A 22,464-nucleotide genomic window follows, 5' to 3' on the forward strand; every position below is an offset into this window, starting at 1 on the left:
CGCTGGTGTTCGGGTTGTCATGCCAATGGCATTGCCCGGTAGCTATGTTCGGAACGGATAACCGCTGAAAGCATCTAAGCGGGAAGCCGGCCCAAAGATGAGTCATCCCTGAMCTTTAAGKTCTGGAAGGGTTGTTATAGACGATGACGTTGATAGGCAGGGTGTGGAAGCGTTGTAAGGCGTTAAGCTAACCTGTACTAATTGCCCGAGAGGCTTAACCATACAACGCCCAAGAAGCTTTAGACTTCTRAGTGTTGTAGACAAGCTAAGCTCTGAAAAATGAGCCGCAAGTAGAGTGAAAAGTAGTTACTCACTGATTGAATTRATATYMWSTTTYCYARATTGTTACCAGTTTTTCCTGGCAGCCATAGCGATACGGTACCACCTGACTCCATTCCGAACTCAGAAGTGAAACGTATTAGCGCCGATGGTAGTGTGGGGTTTCCCCATGTGAGAGTAGGACACTGCCAGGTCCCATTAAAAGAAACCCGCCTAACGGCGGGTTTTTTGCGTCTGGAAGAAACAAAAAAATGGGGTCAGAGTACATTAACCGCCAATTCCCCAGCAACCCATCAAATTGGGGTCAGAGTACTTTATTACCCAAATCATAAGAACCAAGTCAAAGTACCCTTATCCTCCAATGAAGAAAAACAAGAGAAATGTACTCCGACCCCAACATTAAAATGTGTTTCCCTGCGACTACTCTCTTTTCTAGCTTCTAGTCACTGTGAAAGTTTCATTTATCGAATAGTTTAAGGCGCACAAACTCCAAAACAGACCATAAGTCTATTCACTCAGGAGTAAAGGGGTCAGAGTACATTTTGGTTCTCACTCTCGTTAACAAAAGAAATGTACTCTGACCCCCTTTTTATGGGTTTAGATAGATCGGCTCTCTATGCCTGTGGTGTGTGTAATAATGAGTTTGAATATGAACTAGAAAACTATTGTTCGCAGATTAGGAACAAGTATGAAAGATTCTAAATAGGGGCAGAGTAATTAAAGTCTCAACTTTTTATGAGCTTGAAATATGCTCCGGTCACATTTGTTAGATAAGTAAAAATGTACTCTGACCCCATTGTTTGTGTGGGGCTTTAGGTTAGTTGTTCTGTAAGCATATTTTAACTGAGGAAGTCTTTATATTTGTGCGTTCGTTCTATAATTGATTTAATAAATCCTATATAAACAAATTAAGACGTAAATGAAGTGGTAGAGTTGTGAGATCTAACGTAGTTCGTGGGTGTTGCCTAATTTTGTTTTTCTGGATGTGTAGCGCAAGTTCACAAGAGAATGTGAAGCTGAAGCCGTCCATTACACTGGGTGTTGTTGAATTTCCTCCACTAGTGATAAAAGATCCCAAATCATCCCGCTGCCACGGTGAAGCAATAGATGCGTCTTTGGCTCTCCTTACAAAATTAAACTATAAAGTGTCAGTAGAGTGCATGCCTCCAGCTCGCTTATTCGAACGAGTGAAAACGGGAAAAGTAGATCTAACAATTAATGTTAGAGGAACTTCTGCACTAGACAATAACGTTACATTCATCGAAAACCCGTTCGTTGACTTATCTATCGTACTAATGCAAAACAACAGGCTAAGCGATGTTAAGTCGGTCTCGGCTATTCGCGGTTATGATTATCTAGGTATTCGCCAAGCACTAATAAAAGAAGGTTTTGAGTTCTTCGATATGGCCACAAGTAGTGAAGCGATTCATCTTTTTGACGTGGGAAGAACTTCCCACCTGATTAGTTACAAACAGCCTTATCTCTTCTATATAGAAAGTTTCGGCAGTCGATTAACTGACGTAGTAGCGTCGGAAAGGCTAACCGTTCCTTCTTATTTCGCAGTGTCGAATTATAGTGCTTACAGAGATGAACTAATAGACAGTCTAAGCTTAGCCACTAGCCAAAATCAAAATTCGACAGTTATAGAATCCTATCGAGACACGAAAAATTAACCTTTCTAGAATCTTCCAGATATAAATAATCTTCATAAAAACAAAGGGTTAAAAAAGAAGGTGTTCGGAAGGTTAGCTTAGTGATATCGGCGTAATCTTGTATGCAATTTAGGGCCTTTAGGGCGGTATTATGGAATGCATACATCAATGTTAAGTAAAAATAAATCGGCAACTTCCCACCTCGGACTGTTCAATTTTTACAAAGACAGTTCTCTTGCAAGAATGATTAATTTCATTAACGAGTCAATAGTCGTTGTGGACAGCAACGGTACAATCGAAATGGTTAATACTAATGCTTCCTCACTCTTGGGGTTGTCTCGGGAAGCTCTATTGAGTGAAAACCTGCTTAATTTCGTAAACGATGAAACGGGCCAAATACAAAGCCATGTCATTCAGTGTTTAGATAACGCGGCGCAAAATGTTTTAGAAACGCCACCATTCGAAGTTTCTCTTACACAAAGAAGCCACTCACACCGAGATATTAGCGTAGAAATCTCAGTCTCATCGTTGCCCGAAGAGCTATCGTCTAGCAACTCGTTATTCTTTTGCATACTACGTGACCTGACGCTACATAAAGCTGAGTACGCTGCATTGAAAAGAAAGGCTGAAACTGACTTTTTAACAGGGTTAGCTAATCGTCACAAATTCTCAGACTACTTAAGCGGCCAATGGGTTAAATGTAGTAGTGAGGGGCTGCCGTTAAGCGTCATTTTAATAGACATAGACCACTTTAAAGCTTTTAACGACGAGTATGGTCATATAGCTGGCGATCGTTGTTTAAAACGTATTGGTGAACTTTTGAGTTTGAGTATGCCTAACCGTGACACCTTGGCAGCACGATATGGCGGAGAGGAGTTTGCGATTATTTTACCCAATTGCTCTTCACAAACCGCTCAACTGTTGGCTATACGAATAAAGCGGCACCTTGCCCAACTGAGCGCCAGACACTTTGTACTAGTGTCGAACAAAAAGCTCACCGTTAGTATGGGAGTAGCAACCAATGAAAATCATCGTTACGAGAACACAACATCGCTATTGCAGGCGGCTGATACGCTTTTGTATCAAGCTAAATCTCGTGGCAGGGACCAAATATGTTTCCTCTAGATCAAAATGATGGAGCTATTTTAGGGGAGGTTTACACTATCAGAAAAAACACTCAATTTTAGGCATGAAGTTGATGTTAAGCGTTTAGTTAGTGCGTGAGAGGGAGAGTCTGAACGATAGTAGCAAGCACGAACTGTTCGTGAAAATGTACTTGCTACGTGCTTTTTCAGATAAAGATAAGCGCGCAGAAAAAATACCTAGACGTCATATCTTGTGGAGTAAAAATCACTTTGATAGGTACCCCAAAATCTACCTCTTTAAACAGGCTCGTTTTTTACTTGAGGGTCTGGGCTAATAAATCCGGTAACTAGTTTTACGCAAATAGCGTCTTCTTCGTCGGCGTCTGAATCAGTAATAACAATGCACCTACCCGAATCCTTAAATTCCCAAGTTAAATCCCCTTCAGGATCATTCGTGATTTCGGGGTTTAAAAACACCATGGCAGCTGGGGTATCTGAGGTAAGAGTATAAGTAATAGTCGTATTCGGCACAGTAACGGTAATGGGCGACTCTGGCGCATCGCCCTCCGGTATAATGGTAAAGACTCCTTCTGCGTCAACGGAAACGCTGTAGTCATAGTTCGGTGGTGTTGTCATTTATCAGTTCCTTATTGATGTTGGTGAAATAAAGTGGCATTGGTACGTTCATAAGAGCGAGTTGCCTACGATGTTTGGCTACTGCTGTTTGTTTATTTAAACAGTATCCTGAGAATACATGAGCTTGTAAGAATAAAGGGTGTTTACTTACGTTGACTACCGAGTTTGTAAGTGAAAACAGTGTTTCACATTCCTTTTGAACTATATCGATATTTTTTCCCGCATCGTTGTGCGTTTGACGAATACTAGCGATTTGGTATAGGACATAGTTTTCTAATTCCCTAACATTTATGAATTCTGCCTTAATATTCTTGTTTAAATCCTCTTCAATAGCGTGCTCTATATTTATTTGAGCTAGCAAATTTCTACTGATTTGCCATTCCTGACGATATTGGTAAGAGAGGACTGCATAAATTTTCGAAGAGAGGCGTGCACCATCTCTTAGCAGCTCATCAATGGTGATATCTTGTTTTACATTATGATTGTGCAATGCAGAGATTGCGTTTAGTGATCTGTAATAGTCCAGCAACGCCCTCGCATGTTTATAGTATGATTGCCATGAACTGTTTGCAGGGTCCTGCTCAAGTAATTGGATCAACAATTTTTTAGCATCATTTAAATGTTCAATGGAAGTATTAAGGTCTTCAGTAAATTGGCTACTCTTTGCTACATTCATTTTAATTAAACTAAGTGTTTCAATTATCTCTGCATTCCCTGAGTAGTTAGCTAGGCTTTTCTCTAAAATGGCTTCTGCTTTCGCAAAGGTTAATTGCGCTTCGTGAATTCGGCCCTTGTGTATTTGTGTAGACGCGATCCAAGAGTAAGTATCTGCAACAGCGGATGCAGTAATAATGGGTGACTCTGACTTTTCAAAAAGTTGTTGCTTATAAGCCAGCGATGATTCGAAAAACGAAAGAGCTTTGTCAAAATCTTGTTGACGAAAGGCGACACTACCAATCGAATTAGTTGCATAACTCAGTTCTAGCAGAGCATCCGGATTGTTGGGGGATACCTTCAGCATTTCCTCGCTAAAGCGTAAATAACGATTAAACTGCTCATCCGCCAGCGCAAAATTATAGTTTCTTAATTCAATGTCTCCCAACCAAAATGCATTAGCGCCTGCAGCTAATAATAGTTTGAAGTTGTCGGGCTGCTCCTCAAGTAATGCGCCCAATCGTTTATCGGCTTCTTTATATAATTGCTGGGCAGTCACGGCATCATCGCGGTAAAACCGCACTTCAGCCATTGCTTGCAAAGACAGAGCATGTTGGAAGCGAAGCTCAAAACTAGGCTTCGGCGTTGACGAGCCAATCCATCCCGTTTGACTTTCTTGGGCTTGGGTGACGTATTTAAGCGCCTGTTCACTAATACCTTCTAGCAAATCCATGCGTTTTACGCTTCGAAGCTTATCGGCAAAATCGCCAATCATAAACCCCATTAGGTTTTCGGCTTCCAATCGCTTTCGTTCAGCCAAAGCTTGAGAATGGTTACTGTGCAGCATAGCAGCAAAAGAAATAACAGATAGTGCGGCCAACAGTGCAGCAGTAAACGCTTTAAAGAGGCTTTTCCTTCTGAATTTACGCTGACTTTGATGAATAAGCTCCCGCTCTGCATTCGATAGACGGATGTATTTCGCATCAAGAAGTGTAGAGGCATCTAGAAGCGGCTTTCCTGATTGAAGAAGATAGGCGTCATCTTTATCATTCTCTGCCCATTTCTTTGCCTGATCATAAAGGGCTGCCCTAATTGAAAGTGTATTTTGGTGCTGTGCTATCCATTGCTGAACTCGCTCCCATTTTCTTAACACTGCCTCGTGCGCAACTTTGAAACTGGCTTGCCCTTGATTTAGAAATGAAACGAAAAGGCGCTGTTCTACCATGAGCTCAACGAACCGACGCTCATCATCGCCTTTTAGCTCATCCCAACTGGCTGTTTTACTTGTCATCGTATTGTCCATTCCAGACAAGTTAACAATAAGAGGAAGTACTGTGTTTAACGCATTTTGCACTGATGCAGGCATTTGGGAGTAGGTTGATTCGGCTTTGTGGCCGATGGCCCCATCGATTTTTCCTAGCGCGTAATATGTATCCCGTTTAAGTAAATTACCGTCGCGTTGTAAGTAAAGCTCTTGGAGTGTGTATTGTAGAAGAGGAAGGCAATTCGGTTCTAAGCTTGCATCAGACAGAATAACATCGTCGAGAGTGGCGTTTGTTGTGCCGTCATGTTCCCACTGCAGTTCTGCTGCCAAAGCAGGAAGTTTGATTATTTGTCCAAGCTCGCTTAACGAAGGTGGTGCAATGTCCAAATGAGCCCCGCGGGACTTATTTTTCATCAAGACTTCGAAACTGGAAATAAGCGGGTAGAAGTCGTTTCTGCTGATTAGGACAACAAGAAAGAGGTTGCTCTGACTCAGCGTTTCCAAAAGTGTGAATACAGCCCGTTTGTCTTTGTCTTCTATTTTTGTATCAGCAAGAAATACTTCTAGTCGGTCTATAATGACAGCATAGAAAGAATAGGCGCTTTTTGTCTGTAGCTCGTGCTCTTCACAAAAACGCTTGACTATATCAACCACTGACTGCGGTGAAGTCAGTAGTTTGTCTGCGAGAAGGGATGCACTATAACCTTCAAATATACCTATTTCGTCACTTCCCCAATCCAGCATATGAGCAGCAATCTCGTCTACAATTGCAAACGGGCTGGCGTTAGTATTTATATCGGCAAGATCAATACTCAAAAAGTCATGTGCATGTAGCCCATTTATGCCCTGTTTATCGAGCAATTTGGGTAAAAATCCCGCGTGAACGAGTGAACTTTTTCCAGATCCACTTGAGCCAAGCACCATCATAAAAGGCCGGTTTCGATTGAAAAGCTCGGCAGTACGGGAGACTAACTCTCTGACTAAAGTATCTCTGCCGAAGTAAACTTGACTTTCGTTAGCAGAGAACGCGCTAAGGCCAACATACGGCGAAGCACTTTTCCATTTAGAGTCGGTCGACTTCGCTCTTTCGTCACCTAAAAATTGAACGTCAGCAACAATTCGGTAACCGCGTTTCCTTATAGTTTCAATATACTCAGGCGATGACGCCTTATCGCCCAATGCTCGACGTAGGTTGGTGATAGCTTTATGTACAGGGTTATCGCCGACCATTGATTTGGGCCAGCATTGAGCAACGATTTCTTCGGAAGAGACAACTTGACCCTGGTGCTGGCACAGAAGCAGTAATACATCCATGGTCTTGGGCTCTAAATTTCTTTTGAGCTTGCCTAGAGACAACGTATTGCTGGTTACATCGACCTGCCATTGACCCAGATAAAATTGTTGCTTCACCGTATCTACCCTGTACTTTTTGAAATTGCTGTACTTAACTTTTCCTATTAACTTAAAGCTAACATGTAGGAATGCATTTTTGTTAATATAAAGCCTTTTAATATCAAGGTCATAAAAATTGATTGTAAAAAAATCTATTTTTGTGAAATATCCTTTAAGTCCAAAGGGTCTTTTAATGTATACGTGCTTACTGTACGTCAAACATGACTAATATTATTGAGGGTACATCAATGAAACAAATCAAAAAATCATCAGTAGCGACAGCATTAGGTGCAGTTGTAATTGGCTCTTTGGCGTCAACAGTTGCAGTAGCAGACGTAAACCCATTTGGTATGCAAGCACTAGAGTCGGGCTATAGTCAGTTCGCAGCAGAAGGCAAATGTGGCGGCGATAAAGCTGAGAAAGAAGGTAAGTGCGGCGGCGACAAAAAGGCCGAAAAAGAAGGTAAGTGCGGCGAAGGCAAATGTGGCGGCGACAAGAAAGCTCACAAAGAAGGTAAGTGTGGCGAAGGCAAATGCGGCGGCGACAAGAAAGCCGACAAAGAGGGTAAGTGTGGCGAAGGCAAATGTGGTGGCGACAAGAAAGCTGGTGAAGAAGGTAAGTGCGGCGAAGGTAAATGCGGTAGCATGTAATTGCCATTCAAATAACATCCTGTAGCGTGAAATTGAATAATGTAACGCTATAAGAGTTACGCTTAGCAAAAAATGGCTGTCGAATGATGGCCATTTTTGTCTAATAACGTGCGTTGCTATTTTGCAATCCCATGCGGTAAAAGGGGAAGATATGAAAAACATCTATGGCGCAGGTTTGGGATTTCGTCGAGAAATGCTAAAAGAGTTGTTACCTACGCTGCCATCTGAGGTGGATTTTTGGGAAGTTGCGCCCGAAAATTGGATCCCCCTTGGTGGAAAGTACCAACAACAATTTCAGCAAGCGTCTTCGCAATCTCCCTTTACTACTCATGGTTTATCTTTGTCTATCGGAAGTAGCGACAAACTAGATGTTGAATTTGTAAAAACCGTTAAGCGATTCTTGGACGCAAATGACATTACACTTTACAGTGAGCACTTAAGCTTTTGTTCCGGCAATGGTCATATGTATGACCTGATGCCAATTCCCTTTACTGAAGACGCAATTAAGCACGTAGTTTCTCGAATTGTCCAAGTTCAAGATATTATTGAACGACCACTGGTTTTAGAAAATGTCTCTTATTATCTTGCGCCTGGCCAAGAGATGGACGAGCTAGAATTCACTTCTAGTATCTTAAATGAATCTGGGTGTCAGATGCTGCTCGATGTAAACAATGTTTACGTGAACAGTATTAACCACAAATATGATGCAAAGGCTTTTATTAAGGGGTTGCCCTCAGACAAAATTGTATATGGACATATTGCAGGTCATTATGATGAAGCTGAAGATTTAAAAGTTGATACACATGGGGCAGATGTCATTGAACCAGTCTGGGAACTATTGGAATACGCTTACCTCACACATGGCGTATTTCCTACATTGTTAGAGCGTGACTTTAATATTCCCCCCTTAAACGAATTGTTGGCGGAAGTGAAGAGAATTAAGCAAATTCAAACAAGATGCGAAGTTGCAATAGCGTCAAAGGTTAAAGGAAGTGTCGCGTGACCCAGTCATTCCAAACCACCCAGAAAACGTTCGTGGATGCGATCAAAGATCCTCAAACATTTTGCGCTAGCGACGCCGATCACGCTCGTCGGATGAAAATCTATCAAGCATTATTTTTTAACAACATCGACAACTTCGTCAGCACCGGGTTTCCGGTTCTAAAATCCATCATAGTAAAACAGTATGGTGAGAAAGGGTGGGAGAGCATTGTGCGGCAGTTTTTTATTGAGCACGAATGCCGCTCTCCTTATTTTGCTGAAATAAGTAAAGAGTTCGTTGAGTACCTTTCAACAGAGCCAACCTTCGATATTACTCTGCCCGACTTTGCTGCGGAGCTTGCTCACTATGAGTGGCTTGAGCTTGACGTCAGTATTAGAAAAAACGAAGACAACGTTGAATTCTATCAAGAAGGAGAAAATTTTACCGCAATTAGGGTGTCACCGTACGCATCTTTGGCAGCGTACCAATTTGAAGTTCACCTAATAGGCGAGGACTACATTCCCGAGCAACCAGCCCAAGAACAGCAGTTCTATATAGTTTACAGAGACCGGGATTTTGACGTTCAATTTGTTCATGTTAATCCGGTTACAGCTATTTTAGTAAATACGCTGGAACAAAATGAGCAAGGAATGGATGTAGAACAATTAGCTGAGTCGTTGTGCCAGCAACTTCCCCAAATTCCTTCAAACGTGCTTATAAATGGTATGAACCAGACCATCACTGACATGTTGCAAAAGGGAATACTGCTTCCAGTATCCTAAGTAACCATTACTATTTACCTGCTTTATATTAAACTTTCGCCATGATCTGGTCTGAAAGTGAGCGATCGATCATATTAGCGCTGTCAATCGGGCTTGCTTTCGATTAACATTTAGCACCATTTTTTTGTTCACAAAATTGTTTAGGTAGTGCAAATGGCTGACAATTCAGATTTCAAAGAAGTCTATAACAAGTGGTACTTTCTAGCATCGCTAGTAACTCTAATCGCGTTCCCGTTGATGCATATCATCGCCGGCTGGTTCACCTTCTGGTTATAACGCAGACATTCAAGGCATAATTGTGACTGCAGAATATATTAAATCAGTAGTGAAAACCGTACCTGACTATCCAAAGCCAGGTATTTTATTTAGAGATGTGACCAGCGTTTTAGAAGATCACAAAGCATTCAGTAGCTGTATCTCGTTACTTGTAGAAAAGTATCAAGGTATGGGATTTACCAAGATAGCAGGTACTGAAGCACGCGGGTTCCTTTTTGGTGCGCCATTGGCCATCGAAATGGGCATTGGCTTTGTTCCAGTGAGAAAGCCCAATAAACTTCCTCGTGAAGTAGTTAGCGAGAGCTACGAGCTTGAATATGGCATGGATACATTGGAAATCCATAAAGATGCCATTGAGCCAGGTGATAAAGTCCTTCTTATCGATGATTTACTTGCAACAGGCGGAACGATAGCCGCTTCTGCCAAGCTAATTCGTTCACTAGGCGGTGAAGTGAATCACGCGGGTTTTGTGATTAATTTACCTGACCTAGGCGGCAAAGAGAAATTGAGTACGCTTGATATAGAAAGCTACTCTATTTGTGAGTTTGAAGGCGAATAATCGCTATAAAGCATAACTAGCAAAAGGCGAAATACGTAATAATGAGTTATCAGGTACTAGCAAGGAAGTGGCGGCCGGGCAAGTTCAGTGAACTTGTGGGTCAGGAACATGTAGTCTCTGCCATTTCCAATGCTTTGGATAACGATCGTCTACACCATGCTTACCTTTTCACAGGTACGCGAGGCGTAGGTAAAACTACCATTGCACGTATTTTTTCGAAAAGCCTTAACTGCGAAGAAGGACAAGGGGCTAACCCTTGCGGTCAATGTAACACCTGTAAAGAGATAGAGCAGGGTAATTATGTTGATTTGTTAGAGATTGATGCTGCGTCAAGAACCAAAGTCGAGGATACTCGTGAGCTTCTTGATAACGTGCAATACAAGCCAACTCGCGGACGTTACAAAGTGTACCTTATCGATGAGGTACACATGCTTTCAAAACACAGCTTTAATGCCCTGTTAAAAACGCTGGAAGAGCCACCCCCACACGTTAAGTTCTTACTGGCGACCACCGATCCTCAAAAGCTTCCAATAACCATCTTATCCCGTTGCTTGCAGTTTAACTTGAAAGCTATGTCTCGGGAGCAGATTGTTGGACAGCTACAGCATATTTTGCAGCATGAACAGCTACCTTTTGAACCACAGGCGCTTGCGCTTTTGGCAAGAGCCGCCCAAGGCAGTATGCGTGATGCGCTAAGTTTGACTGACCAAGCTATTGCGCAAGGTGGAAATCAGGTTCTGGCATCGGTAGTAACCGATATGCTGGGGCTGATGGACAAGAACCAGTTGCTTAAAGTCATTCACGCAGTAGTAAGCAAAAGCCCCGCTGATGTATTGCAGTTGGTTAATGATATTGCAGAGCAAGCGCCTGACTATGACAACGTTCACAGCGAATTGGCCAGCCTGCTACATCAAATAGCGTTAACCCAGTGGGTGCCAGAAGCCTGTAAGCTAGAAACGACGTCGGCTAAGGCGATATTTCAATTAGCGAAGACCATTCCAGCTGAGCAAGTGCAGTTGCTCTATCAGATTGCACTGCAAGGTAGAAAAGATTTACCTTTTGCAGCTGATGGAAAAAGTGCGTTTGAAATGACATTGATGCGCATGATGTCGTTTGCTCCAAATAAGCCCATCAGTGATACCGCAAGTGAGATTGAAAACGGGAGGAGTGAGCATAGTTTACCTGTAGATCATGCTTCTTCCAGTGGTGGCCCGGGAAACGTCGGTAAGCAGGAGGAAGCGCCGTTAAGCGAAACTTCTGCAACCAATGTGCAGGAGGAGACGCCTTCACATCTATCGGTTGAATCTACCTCTGCTCAGTCGTCAGGAAGTGCGCCATCTACCCCAGACTCATTTGCTACATCAATAATTGAAAAAGAGCAGCAAGAGCAGCAAGAGCAGCCTCAATCGACGACCCAATTTGAGCCACGGCAAGAGCAGGAACATGCCGTCGTTGATGAAAGCGAGTTACCAGAAGACAAAACTCAGACGACGTCGACCTCTGTAGAGTCGGGCACAACGTCAACTCAATCAACAGCATTGGAGCGTGATTCTGCTCATGGTGAAGAACCCGTAAAGCAAGCACCAGCTTCGTCTATTACTGAAGAAGTACCAGTAGAAAACACCGCGATACAAGCAGAAAGCGTTGCCGCAGAGCTTGAACCAACGCCAAATGAAGTCGGTGAGCCTCATAACGAAGCAGCGCAACATTTCGATGGACCTCCGCTAGATGCATACATGGACGATATGCCGCCTCCGTCAGAAGATGATGGCTCCTTTGCTTTTGAAGGCTTTCAAAGCGCTGAGGGGGGGTATAACGCTGAGGGCTCTTATAACGCTAAAGGCTTTCATGACGCAAAAGGCTCTGATCAAAACAGCGAGCCGTTAGCGCACGAGAACGAAGCATCATCGTTAACCGCAGAGGAACAGCTTACCTCTACGGCTGATATGTTGGCACTTCGTCAGAAGTTAAAGCAAAGAAAAGCACAAGACGCTGAAGCAAAAAGTAACAGTGCAGCGAATGCTAAGACCGAAAGTGCAAGTGATATTCAAGCGCGCTTTAGCAGAAGTAAAGCGGAAGCCTTAAATACAGCGCAATCTACAAACGCAATTACGAACCATGCTGAAAATAGTGCAGGGCAAGGCAGTGCTGATAATGAAATCAAGAGTGGTGAAATAAATTCCTTAGAAACTGAAACTAGCTCTGAGTCTGAAAATGATAGCCCTAAGCGTTTAGATAATAGCCTTGAGCGTATAGATAATAACTCTGAGCTTGCTAACAACGCTGCACATATTAGCAATGAAAACAACGATAATTCTCTGCAACAAGGCGCACCTCTGGGTAGTGCTCACGCAGAGTTAACTGACATTACGGATGCGGGCGAATCGGTAAAAGCGCAATCTGATGTAAACGACGCAAGTGACTTTACGCTTGATGAATTTGAAGAGGATATGCCTTTTTCAAATGACGAAGCAGAAGTGCAACCAAACTCAGAGACACCTGTTGAGGATATGCCGCCTTGGGCTACAGATTACGATAATCAACCACCTCAACACGTTGAAGAAGCAGGTTATGTTGAAGCATCCTCTAGTAATAATGCCAACAACCCCAATGTTCCAGAACAAGTGGAAGGCGCGGGCGAAAGGTCATTTGCACGGGATGCGTTAAATTTTGATACGCCATTAAGCAGCACTTATGACGGCCAGCTAAAAGCCTATCTAAGTGACGGAAGTAAGTTAACTCACGCAAGCCAAATAGACGAGTGGAGCAACCTAGTTGAACAAATGCCTGTGGCGGGCTTACTCAAACAATTGGTTTTGCATGCGTCATTTTCTCGAAATGGTAATCAGGTATCCCTTGAAATTGACCACAGTCAGACGCATCTATTAAACGACAGTGCAAAAAAACAGTTAGTTGATGCAATACATCATGGTTTGGGTGAAAACGTAGACGTAAATATTACTTTAGGTGAACCATCATCCACGCCTTTTGCGTTACAACAAGAGATTCATGCCATGCGCCATGCGCATGCACACTCGGTGATTAAAACCGACGATACAATTCAAGCATTGCTATCGACTTTCGATGCGTCAGTGCTAACCGATACGGTTAAAGCGCGATAGCAGAATTATTAACACCAAAACGAAGCGAGACAAAAATTATGTTTAAAGGTGGAATGGGCAATATCATGAAGCAGGCGCAGCAAATGCAAGAGCGCATGCAAAAAGTACAAGACGACCTAGCCAAACTAGAAGTAACCGGTGAAGCGGGTGCTGGTATGGTTAAAGTTACCATGACGTGCAACCATAATGTGCGCCGAGTGGACATTGACGAGTCATTAATGGACGACGATAAAGATATGGTTGAAGATTTGGTTGCCGCAGCGTTTAACGATGCAGTACGTCGCGTTCAAGAAACCAGCAAAGAAAAAATGGGTGATGTGACTGGCGGCATGCCACTACCTCCAGGCTTCAAAATGCCGTTTTAACTAGGGTATTTAACTTACCCTAGATTGAATTCTGCACTTTGTTATTTGCTATGTAGTTAAATCAAAAAAGTGTTCTTCTTGGAAAGCTCTGGTTGCTGCCAGAGCTTTCTTGTTTCTATTGCCAACATCTATCAACCTTTACACCAGAAATAGTATCGACGCAGAGGCGTATATCGCACTAAAATACCCCTTCATTTGAAATTGGTCTTAATTTGAAGGTCGTTCGTTATACTATTGTATTTCTAATCCCCAAACTTACTTTCTAACTTATTTCAGAGGAAACTGGGGAAACCTAGATTCGAATATTGTTATTCTATATAGAGGCTTTTGTAGTGCTAAGGAAAGGCTTAGTTATCACCACGGTTATTCTGCTACCCATAGCAACCGTGTTGTTTATTATGAGTGTTCACGAGCTGTTTAAGATGAAAACAGTCACTGTGGATCCAAAGCTCAAAGAGATTTCAGGGATTGAGTTCGACAAGTACAAAAGACTCTGGGCAATTAACGACAGTGGTGATGGCCCCATACTTTACATGCTGAATAAAGATGGAAGTATCGAGAGAGAAGTTACTGTTACAAATGCTAAAAACGTCGATTGGGAAGATATGACCCAAAATAGCTTTGGTCATTTCTTTCTGGGGGATTTTGGTAATAACGACAATAAGCGACGCTGGTTAACCATTTATAAAATCGAAAACCCTATTGATATCAAAACCGATACCACCGAAGCGGAAATCATTAAGTTTACTTACCCAGAAATGGGCAAGGGTAAAGTAAAGCCTAAAGACAAAAACTACGATTTAGAAGCGTTCGTAGAGTACAAGCGCAACCTTTACCTGTTTACAAAAAATAGAACAAAACCCTTCGATGGCATCACTAAACTATACAAAGTGGGCGACCATGCCGCCAACTTTGATGCACAGCTTATCGGTGAGTTCAAAACCTGTACGACCTTGGAAAAACTGTGTTGGATAACTTCTGCCGCGATAAGCCCCGATAGAACCAAATTAGTCTTGTTAGATTCAACCAGCTTATGGGTTTTTGAAAACTTTGAGGGCGACAATTTCTTCAGCGGCGATGTGTCGCGTATCGATCTAGGTGTAGTTACACAAAAAGAAGCTGTCACGTTTTATGATGACAACACACTAGTGTTTACCGACGAAGAGTACAAGGGCTTATTCGGAGGTAACATTTATGAAGTTAAGCTCGACCAAGCAAAGCGGAACGTGATTAAATATCGTCAAAGCCCAAAACAACCAGAAAAAGCACCAAAGCAGTAAATACTATGAAGTTCAGTCCGCTACTCTCAGAATTAATTCAGGCGTTAACGTGTTTACCAGGCGTTGGTAATAAGAGCGCTCAGCGTATGGCATTTCACCTATTAGAGCGCAATCGTACAGGGGCCATAGATTTAAGTAACGTTTTGCATAACGCGATGGAGCATATTCACCACTGTAAGCGATGTAGAACGTTTACAGAAGATGAGTTGTGCGACATATGCCGTCATCCTGAAAGAGAAGCGAGTGGGTTATTGTGTATCGTAGAAAGCCCACAAGACGTCTTAGCTATTGAGCAAACCTTGAGTTACAAAGGCCAATATTTCGTGCTTATGGGGCATTTGTCACCCATCGATGGTGTGGGACCAGAGGAGATTGGTTTAACTGAGCTTGAAAGTCGTCTTGCTGCTGGTGGGATCAACGAGGTTATCTTAGCCACCAACCCGACAGTAGAAGGTGAAGCCACGGCACATTACATTGCACAGCTATGTACTAGCCACAACGTTGATGCCTCTCGCATTGCGCACGGTGTTCCAGTAGGTGGAGAGCTCGAGTATATAGATGGTAACACTCTCACCCACGCCTTTTCTGGTCGCCGTAAACTGTAACTTTATAAACTAATACTTACTCACAACTGCTCTTGAAAAACTCCAAGTAGGTTCATTGTATTTGGGCCTACTACCCAATTTCTCTTTCTTGTCGCCCGCGAAGTAACTAATCGTCTTCCTACTTTCAAAAAATCGCTTTATAAAAAATAAATTTTCGTTCTAAACGTTGAAAAGTACGTTGAATGACCCTACCTGTTTAACATCAAACGTGATCCATTCAACGAGGAGATATTGGATTATGGCTGAAGCAGCCCACAAAGAAACCCACGGTTTTCAAACAGAAGTAAAACAGCTTCTTCATCTGATGATTCACTCTTTGTATTCAAACAAAGAAATTTTTCTACGTGAATTAGTGTCAAACGCGGCAGATGCTGCAGATAAGTTACGCTTTCGCGCGCTAGAAGACGATAGCCTTTACGAGAACGATGGCGATTTAAACGTAAAGCTTACTGTCGATAAAGAAGCAAATACTGTCACTATTACCGATAACGGCATAGGTATGACACGCGATGAAGTGATCGCGAACTTAGGTACCATCGCAAAGTCAGGCACTAAAGACTTCTTTAGCAAACTGTCTGGTGATAGCGCAAAAGACTCACAGCTAATCGGTCAGTTTGGTGTTGGCTTTTACTCTGCGTTTATCGTAGCTGATAAGGTAACGGTACGTACCCGCGCAGCTGGTGCTGATGCATCGCAAGGTGTTGAGTGGGTTTCAGATGGTGAAGGCGAATTCACTATTGCTGAAATTAATAAGCCTACTCGCGGTACTGAAATTACGCTTCATCTTCGCGAAGATGAAAAAGAATTTGCCGATGCGTGGCGTCTGCGTTCAATTGTAAGTAAGTACTCTGATCACATCAGTATTCCTGTTCAAATGTGGAAAGATGAAGTGCCTGAGAGTGAAGGTCCGGACGGCGAAAAAATTGAAGGCCAGCCAGGCGAGTGGGAAGTTGTAAACAAAGCCACCGCTCTTTGGACTCGCGAAAAGTCAGAGATCTCTGATGAAGAGTACAACGAATTCTACAGACACATTTCACATGACTTTGCTGATCCCCTAGCATGGGCGCACAATAAAGTAGAAGGTAAAACTGAGTATACCAGCTTATTGTATATTCCTTCTAAAGCGCCATTTGACATGTGGAATCGCGATCAAAACCACGGGCTTAAACTATACGTCCAACGCGTTTTCATTATGGATGACGCGGAACAGTTTATGCCGACTTATCTACGCTTTGTGAAAGGTCTACTAGACAGCAATGACCTTCCGCTTAACGTGTCTCGTGAAATCCTTCAAGATAACAAGATTACTCAGGCACTACGCCAAGGTTGCACCAAACGCGTATTGCAGATGCTTGAAAAAATGGCTAAGAACGACAAAGAGAAATATCAGTCGTTCTGGAATGAATTTGGCAACGTGCTAAAAGAAGGCCCGGCAGAAGATTTCAGCAACCGCGAGAAAATTGCTGGCCTGTTACGCTTCTCTTCTACACACGGTGAGTCTGATGCACAAACCGTATCATTAGCTGACTATATTGAGCGAATGAAAGAAGGGCAGGATAAGATTTATTATGTGACTGCAGATAGTCTACAAGCCGCGAAGTCTAGTCCGCACCTTGAGATTTTCCGCAAGAAGGGCATTGAAGTGCTATTGATGGGCGAGCGCATTGACGAATGGTTAATGTCTCACCTCACTGAGTTTAACGAAAAGCAGTTTGTTTCAATTGCGAAAGGAAACTTAGATTTAGGCGACTTAGAAGACGAAGAGTCTAAGAAAGCGCAAGAAGAAGCAGAAAAGCAAGTTGAGGGCGTTTTAGAACGAGCTAAAGCTGCACTTGGTGATAAGGTCGTTGACGTTAAGTTTACGCATCGTCTAACTGACTCTCCTGCAGTAATCGTGGCTGATGATAATGGCATGTCAACGCAAATGATGAAGCTTATGCAAGCTGCGGGTCAGACCGTGCCAGACGTGAAGTATCACTTTGAACTTAACCCTGAGCATAGCCTGGTTAAATTGCTGGCGGACACCCAAGATGAAGAGCTGTTTAATCAGTGGGTAGGCGTATTGTTTGATCAAGCTGCACTGTCAGAGCAGGGTAGTTTAAAAGACCCTTCTAGCTTTGTTCAGAACTTGAACACGCTTCTAATGAAGTTAGCGAAATAAGGGAGTAAACCTACAGGTTTACACTTAAAAACGGGCGTAATGCCCGTTTTTCTATTTCTACAACTAACAAAAGTAAGTTTAACTGTTGAAGTGTGCTATATTTTGGCGGTTTCAAAATTTCAAGTTAATCATATTAAGAGGTAGTGTATTCCCCCAGTATGGGATGGATTACTAGATGGGTGTAGGCTCAAATTTACAAATGCGCCTATAAGCTGAACATATATTCGCCATTAGTCTTAAGATTAACTTTACGGTACTCCTTACACTTGTCACTCCACTGTTGAATGTGTAAAGTGCCCGAAGTAAAAAGTTTAAAAATCATAAGCGGAGAACGCACTCATGCGAATCATTCTTCTCGGCGCTCCTGGCGCGGGTAAGGGCACACAAGCTCAGTTCTTAATGGGCAAATATGGCATTCCACAAATTTCAACGGGCGACATGCTTCGTGCTGCGATAAAAGCGGGTACAGAGCTAGGCCTTGAAGCAAAGCGTGTAATGGATGAAGGCAAACTAGTATCTGATGAGATTATCATTGGCCTAGTAAAAGAGCGTATCGCACAAGACGACTGTAAAGACGGCTTCTTGCTAGATGGCTTCCCTCGCACCATTCCTCAGGCTGATGCAATGAAAGAAGCGGGCGTTTCTGTTGATCACTGTATCGAGTTTGACGTTCCAGACGACGTAATTGTAGAGCGTATGGGTGGCCGTCGCGTACACCCTGCATCAGGTCGCGTTTATCACGTAGTTTACAATCCACCTAAAGTGGAAGGTAAAGACAATGAAACCGGTGATGACTTAATCGTTCGCGATGACGATAAAGAAGAAACAGTACGTAAGCGTCTTGCGATTTACCACGAGCAAACGAAACCGCTTGTAAATTACTATAGCGCAGAAGCGGAAGCCGGAAACTGCGAATACCACAAACTTGATGGTACACGTCCAGTTGAAGAAGTAAGTGCTGAGCTTGCAGAACGTTTAGGTTAATAACCAACAACGTTAACGAAAGGTCGCTTAGGCGGCCTTTTTTGTTGCTTGTAACTTAGTGGCGTATAACGTTTAATGTCACCTATTAAATATTCATTTAAAGCGCTTCAAGAAGCAACGCGATATAACTATAACATGTGGAGTAGACCATGGTTTTACCAATCACGGCGTTTTACGCTAGTTTATTGGGTATATGTTACCTTTATCTGTCATTTCTAGTTATTGGTGCCAGACGACGCCACCAGGTTGGTATTGGCGATGGTGGTCATGAAGATCTAAGTCGTTTGACTAGAGCGCATGGCAACTTTAGTGAGTACGTACCAATCACCCTTATTATGATAGCGTGCTTTGAAGCCAATACTGGTCAAGTGTGGGCTGTTCACGCTTTAGGAAGCGCATTATTATTTGGCCGTGTACTACATGCCTATGGCTTAGGTCGCCACTCAGGCGTTAGCTGGCAGCGCTTTTCGGGAATGATTTTGACTTTCCTCGCCATGCTTTGCGCAGCAATAGGTAATTTGGTGCTCATTCATTTCGGATTGTAAGCGTCGCGCAAATTCTGTGTATAGATAAAAAAGCGCTCATGGCATGCTAATGTGAAGCGTTGCCGTTGAGCGCTTTTTCGATTTACCAGCCTTTAGAAGCGGTAAGTTAGTTTAGAGTATACGAAGCGGCCACGCGGGTTGTGCACGCCGCCTACATAACCGTAAAGGTCGCCATCACCATCACCAATCGCAAACGGAGGCTCTTCGTCAAGTAAGTTGTTTGAACCAATAACTAGACGAAGGTTATCGCTGTAGTTATATCCAAACTGCAAGTCTACCAACATTTGAGAATCAACCGTTCTAGAGGTATTTTCTTCAAAGTCCAATACACCGTCGAAATCAATGTCAGGCGTGTCTTCAAACTCACCGATAAAGCTAATGTTCAAGTTGGCATCGAACGCACCTTTAGACCACGTTGTTCCGAACAACCAACGGTGTTCTGGATAGCCGTATTCGCCAGTGTACTCAAGACCGTCTTTTTCGAACTCATTCATGTAAGACCAATCAAGATTAAAGCGTACATTACCGAACTCTTGCAGTTCCATGCGATAGTTTGCGCTGAAATCAACACCAGACGCTTCTTGAGATGATACGTTTTGGTAGGTGTTGAAAATCTTCTGAATTACACCTAGCGATTCGCCTGGCTGCGGATCTAAACGCACACAGACTGTACTATCTTGATTATTACATTCTGCATCGTAAACCAGACCGAACTGCTGCTCATCAATTTTGTTATCCTGAGTGATACTCCACACATCAATACTCAAGCCTAATTCTTGAATAGGTGCGTAGATAACACCTACGTTCCAAGACTCTGACTCTTCTGCATCTAAGTTAGGGTTACCAGCAAACTCGATGTTGTAATCCAATGATTCACAATCTTGACCTGTTGCTTCACAGCGATATTTGTCGACGAAGAAAACACTTTTCTGTGACGGACCAAGACCAACTTGTGCAAGAGATGGTGCTCTAAAACCCTGAGCCCAAGAACCACGAACGGTAACTTCATCACTTGGCGCCCAACGTAATGCAATCTTAGGATTAGTTGTACTACCGAAGTCGCTGTAATGGTCGTAGCGGCCAGCTAGTTGAAGTTCTAACTGTTCGGCTAGAGGTATAGAAAGCTCTAGGTACGCTGCGTATTGGTCGCGTTCGGCTGAGGCAGAAACAGACTCAGTACCGAAAATTAAACCGCGCTGGAACTGAACATCAGGAACGTCAGATACTTGCTCTTCGCGATATTCAACACCCGCTGCCATCATCACAACGTCATCACCGAAGCTAAAAGCTTCACCGGTAATGTGAGCGTCAACGCTGGTCATTCGAGACTCACCACGACGTACTAAGCTAGTAGTAATATCATCAATTACGCTTTGTGGGTTAGTAACGCCACCAAACGGGTTATAATTTCCAAGATTAATTTGTTCCTGTAGCCAGTCTACGCGAACCCAACCTTGTGACTGATCACCACTTTGTTCAGAGCGGCTACGGCCTTTTTGTACAGATGCTTCCCAATCGTAATCATTGAACGTTCCACGAAGGCCTGCTACTAAACGAAGGGTATCAGATTCAATATCCCAGCGACGGGCACCTGCATCAACAGGGCGATAGCGACCAATTTCAATGTCTTGGCCAAACGGGTTATTTGGGTGAGTGCCAGGAACCGTTAAACCAGCATCTTCATCAAGTGGCGTCGCTGCACCGCCTGCTTCAGACGTATTATGCTGCATAGCAACTTCCATGAAAGCTGTGGTTTCATCACCAATCTTATAGTCAAACTGACCAATGAAGCCAACGCGCTCAGAAGCTGGAATAGTTAAACCGAATGGACCGTAATCAAAAAGACAGCTACCAGACGACGTTGCATTTTCTGCTGGGCAGTCTGGGTCGATAGTTTTTACACCATCTACGTAGAAATAGCCTGGGTAACCGCGTGAAGAACGAAAGTCCATGCCGCCGTAAGGTGACTGGTTTGCTGTTCCATAACGACCCATTTCATCAGCCCCTAACGTGCTGTTGTTGAAGTAGTCGATAATAACTGTCGCGCTACTTTTATCGCTTTGCGAGCCCCATAATACGCTGGCGGTAGTCTCATCGTAGCTTGGCCCTGTTGTACCACCATAACCTGCATTAATTTCTAAACCTTCATAGTCCTTCTTAAGCACTACGTTTACTACACCCGCCACGGCGTCTGAACCGTATATCGCAGAAGCACCGTCTTTCAAAATATCGATGCGTTCGATAGCCGAGACAGGAATAGAGTTAATATCGACAAATGAGTTAGTGATACTTTCAGCAAAAGCACTTATTGCTACTCGACGACCGTTTATAAGAACTAGCGTAGCATCTGGGCCCATACCTCTGAGTGATACCGCTGCCGCGCCATTAGCCGTTGAGTCTTGGCTGTTATTACGAGTAGAGAAAGTACCTGCGCCTGTTGCCGGCATGCGTTCGAGTAGTTGTTGAAGGTTTTCATAGCCCATGCCTTCAATCATTGTTGCGTCAATTGATTGAATCGGTGAAGGCCCTTCCATGTCTGTGCGTTTGATGCGAGAACCGGTTACTGCAATTCGTTCAAGGTTTGCTGCTTCTTCGTCAGCTTGTTGTGCATGTACAGGACTTAGTGAAGTTAATCCTGAAAGTGCTAATCCCACTGCAATTGCACTTACTTTACGACCTTGTTTCATTGTTATTTCCTTATTTCCATTTTACTTGTTGTGCGTATCTGCAAGATTTACTCGTTGCAAATTTATGAATAGCACTCCTAATGCTTATGTTGCAATAGCGTAAAATGCGAAAGATGTGACACTTGGTTACAAAGTGTGTAAACCGTACATTACTTTTTTATTCTTCGACTAGCTTGAGAAGTGGGTTAACTTTGGAGCGAAGCACCTATAGAAAGTGCTTTTCGGCAGAATTGAAGGAAGTGATTAAGCGTTCGATATGACTAGTCCTGAAATAGGTTGACACTTATTTCGGTTAAAACGCCCGATGTATTTCATCGGGCGTTTTGTATTTAAGGGCCAGATGTGGCCTCCTACCATTATAGATAGCTACTGACTCTGCAACCATCTTTCTCGCTTCTTCTAAATCTCTTGGCTTATGGAGTAAGTATTCATTTTTAAGAATACCGTTTATCCGCTCTGCAAGGGCGTTTTGATAGCAGTCGTAGCCATCTGTCATTGAGCACT

Annotated in this window: 18 protein-coding genes and 2 rRNA genes; 16 read left to right on the forward strand and 4 right to left on the reverse strand. The window is 43.2% G+C overall.

Going from position 1 to position 22,464, the window contains the following annotated elements; genetic code table 11:
• From BGK61_RS18955 to BGK61_RS18970, 4 genes are all read left to right on the forward strand, one after another.
• Nucleotides 1–222: ribosomal RNA gene (locus tag BGK61_RS18955) — 23S ribosomal RNA — on the forward strand; the annotation flags it as partial.
• 135 nt (nt 223–357) lie between these two features.
• A 5S ribosomal RNA gene (gene rrf, locus BGK61_RS18960) occupies nt 358–473 on the forward strand.
• A 741-nt stretch (nt 474–1,214) separates the two neighbouring features.
• The gene (locus tag BGK61_RS18965; RefSeq protein ID WP_076012334.1) at nt 1,215–1,952 is read left to right on the forward strand and encodes a transporter substrate-binding domain-containing protein; all 738 of its coding nucleotides are present in this window, start codon (nt 1,215–1,217) and stop codon (nt 1,950–1,952) included.
• Between the two features lie 135 nt (nt 1,953–2,087).
• Entirely contained in the window at nt 2,088–3,056 is a 969-nt protein-coding gene (locus BGK61_RS18970) for a sensor domain-containing diguanylate cyclase (RefSeq protein WP_076012335.1), read from the forward strand.
• Between the two features lie 257 nt (nt 3,057–3,313).
• On the opposite strand, the gene BGK61_RS18975 is transcribed toward BGK61_RS18970, so the two are convergent.
• Together BGK61_RS18975 and BGK61_RS18980 are read right to left on the reverse strand one after the other, a co-directional pair.
• Nucleotides 3,314–3,652 (reverse strand): DP-EP family protein, encoded by a 339-nt coding sequence (locus tag BGK61_RS18975; protein WP_076012336.1) that lies wholly within the window; start codon nt 3,650–3,652, stop codon nt 3,314–3,316.
• Nucleotides 3,630–6,980: an nSTAND1 domain-containing NTPase gene (locus BGK61_RS18980; RefSeq protein ID WP_234349516.1), complete on the reverse strand. Its 3,351-nt coding sequence runs from the start codon at nt 6,978–6,980 to the stop codon at nt 3,630–3,632. Before BGK61_RS18980 ends, BGK61_RS18975 begins: the two co-directional genes overlap by 23 nt.
• A 230-nt stretch (nt 6,981–7,210) precedes the next feature.
• On the opposite strand from BGK61_RS18980, the gene BGK61_RS18985 reads away from it, so the two are divergent.
• From BGK61_RS18985 to BGK61_RS19035, 12 genes are all read left to right on the forward strand, one after another.
• Nucleotides 7,211–7,612, forward strand: a complete 402-nt coding sequence (locus BGK61_RS18985; RefSeq protein ID WP_076012344.1) for an HvfA family oxazolone/thioamide-modified RiPP metallophore — start codon at nt 7,211–7,213, stop codon at nt 7,610–7,612.
• A 151-nt stretch (nt 7,613–7,763) separates the two neighbouring features.
• Nucleotides 7,764–8,615 (forward strand): HvfB family MNIO-type RiPP peptide maturase, encoded by an 852-nt coding sequence (locus tag BGK61_RS18990; RefSeq protein ID WP_014998899.1) that lies wholly within the window; start codon nt 7,764–7,766, stop codon nt 8,613–8,615.
• A complete protein-coding gene (locus BGK61_RS18995; protein WP_076012338.1) occupies nt 8,612–9,376 on the forward strand; it encodes an HvfC family RiPP maturation protein in 765 nt (254 codons plus the stop codon). Before BGK61_RS18990 ends, BGK61_RS18995 begins: the two co-directional genes overlap by 4 nt.
• Before the next feature lie 153 nt (nt 9,377–9,529).
• Nucleotides 9,530–9,652, forward strand: coding sequence for a hypothetical protein (locus BGK61_RS19850; protein WP_256253717.1), 123 nt, complete (start codon nt 9,530–9,532; stop codon nt 9,650–9,652).
• 22 nt (nt 9,653–9,674) lie between these two features.
• Complete coding sequence (apt, locus tag BGK61_RS19000) at nt 9,675–10,211, forward strand: adenine phosphoribosyltransferase (protein ID WP_014998897.1); 537 nt, start codon at nt 9,675–9,677, stop codon at nt 10,209–10,211.
• A 41-nt stretch (nt 10,212–10,252) separates the two neighbouring features.
• Nucleotides 10,253–13,333, forward strand: a complete 3,081-nt coding sequence (dnaX, locus tag BGK61_RS19005) for a DNA polymerase III subunit gamma/tau (protein WP_076012339.1) — start codon at nt 10,253–10,255, stop codon at nt 13,331–13,333.
• 38 nt (nt 13,334–13,371) lie between these two features.
• Nucleotides 13,372–13,698, forward strand: a complete 327-nt coding sequence (locus tag BGK61_RS19010) for a YbaB/EbfC family nucleoid-associated protein (RefSeq protein ID WP_014998895.1) — start codon at nt 13,372–13,374, stop codon at nt 13,696–13,698.
• A gap of 332 nt (nt 13,699–14,030) precedes the next feature.
• Nucleotides 14,031–14,978, forward strand: coding sequence for a hypothetical protein (locus BGK61_RS19015; protein WP_076012340.1), 948 nt, complete (start codon nt 14,031–14,033; stop codon nt 14,976–14,978).
• A 5-nt stretch (nt 14,979–14,983) separates the two neighbouring features.
• On the forward strand, nt 14,984–15,583 hold the full coding sequence (gene recR / locus BGK61_RS19020; protein WP_014998880.1) for a recombination mediator RecR: 600 nt from the start codon (nt 14,984–14,986) through the stop codon (nt 15,581–15,583).
• Nucleotides 15,584–15,821: 238 nt separating this feature from the next.
• Complete coding sequence (htpG, locus tag BGK61_RS19025) at nt 15,822–17,744, forward strand: molecular chaperone HtpG (protein ID WP_076012341.1); 1,923 nt, start codon at nt 15,822–15,824, stop codon at nt 17,742–17,744.
• A 339-nt stretch (nt 17,745–18,083) separates the two neighbouring features.
• A complete protein-coding gene (gene adk / locus BGK61_RS19030; RefSeq protein ID WP_012519076.1) occupies nt 18,084–18,728 on the forward strand; it encodes an adenylate kinase in 645 nt (214 codons plus the stop codon).
• A gap of 149 nt (nt 18,729–18,877) precedes the next feature.
• Nucleotides 18,878–19,273, forward strand: coding sequence for an MAPEG family protein (locus tag BGK61_RS19035; protein ID WP_076012342.1), 396 nt, complete (start codon nt 18,878–18,880; stop codon nt 19,271–19,273).
• A 92-nt stretch (nt 19,274–19,365) separates the two neighbouring features.
• Here BGK61_RS19035 and BGK61_RS19040 read toward each other — a convergent pair whose 3' ends face one another.
• Entirely contained in the window at nt 19,366–21,960 is a 2,595-nt protein-coding gene (locus BGK61_RS19040; RefSeq protein WP_076012343.1) for a TonB-dependent receptor, read from the reverse strand.
• Between the two features lie 292 nt (nt 21,961–22,252).
• Nucleotides 22,253–22,464: integrase core domain-containing protein (locus BGK61_RS19045; RefSeq protein WP_157888798.1), on the reverse strand; the 212-nt coding region annotated here is incomplete at its 5' end.

Source organism: Alteromonas abrolhosensis (assembly GCF_001953635.1).
Lineage (GTDB): Bacteria > Pseudomonadota > Gammaproteobacteria > Enterobacterales > Alteromonadaceae > Alteromonas > Alteromonas abrolhosensis.

Excerpts from the sequence above, each read along its gene's own strand:
- BGK61_RS18990 (WP_014998899.1), top strand. The coding sequence starts at position 7,764 with ATGAAAAACATCTATGGCGCAGGTTTGGGATTTCGTCGAGAAATGCTA.
- BGK61_RS18970 (WP_076012335.1), top strand. The coding sequence starts at position 2,088 with ATGCATACATCAATGTTAAGTAAAAATAAATCGGCAACTTCCCACCTC.
- htpG (WP_076012341.1), top strand. The coding sequence starts at position 15,822 with ATGGCTGAAGCAGCCCACAAAGAAACCCACGGTTTTCAAACAGAAGTA.
- BGK61_RS18975 (WP_076012336.1), bottom strand. The coding sequence starts at position 3,652 with ATGACAACACCACCGAACTATGACTACAGCGTTTCCGTTGACGCAGAA.
- recR (WP_014998880.1), top strand. The coding sequence starts at position 14,984 with ATGAAGTTCAGTCCGCTACTCTCAGAATTAATTCAGGCGTTAACGTGT.
- BGK61_RS19040 (WP_076012343.1), bottom strand. The coding sequence starts at position 21,960 with ATGAAACAAGGTCGTAAAGTAAGTGCAATTGCAGTGGGATTAGCACTT.
- BGK61_RS19035 (WP_076012342.1), top strand. The coding sequence starts at position 18,878 with ATGGTTTTACCAATCACGGCGTTTTACGCTAGTTTATTGGGTATATGT.
- adk (WP_012519076.1), top strand. The coding sequence starts at position 18,084 with ATGCGAATCATTCTTCTCGGCGCTCCTGGCGCGGGTAAGGGCACACAA.
- BGK61_RS18985 (WP_076012344.1), top strand. The coding sequence starts at position 7,211 with ATGAAACAAATCAAAAAATCATCAGTAGCGACAGCATTAGGTGCAGTT.
- BGK61_RS19850 (WP_256253717.1), top strand. The coding sequence starts at position 9,530 with ATGGCTGACAATTCAGATTTCAAAGAAGTCTATAACAAGTGGTACTTT.
- dnaX (WP_076012339.1), top strand. The coding sequence starts at position 10,253 with ATGAGTTATCAGGTACTAGCAAGGAAGTGGCGGCCGGGCAAGTTCAGT.
- BGK61_RS19010 (WP_014998895.1), top strand. The coding sequence starts at position 13,372 with ATGTTTAAAGGTGGAATGGGCAATATCATGAAGCAGGCGCAGCAAATG.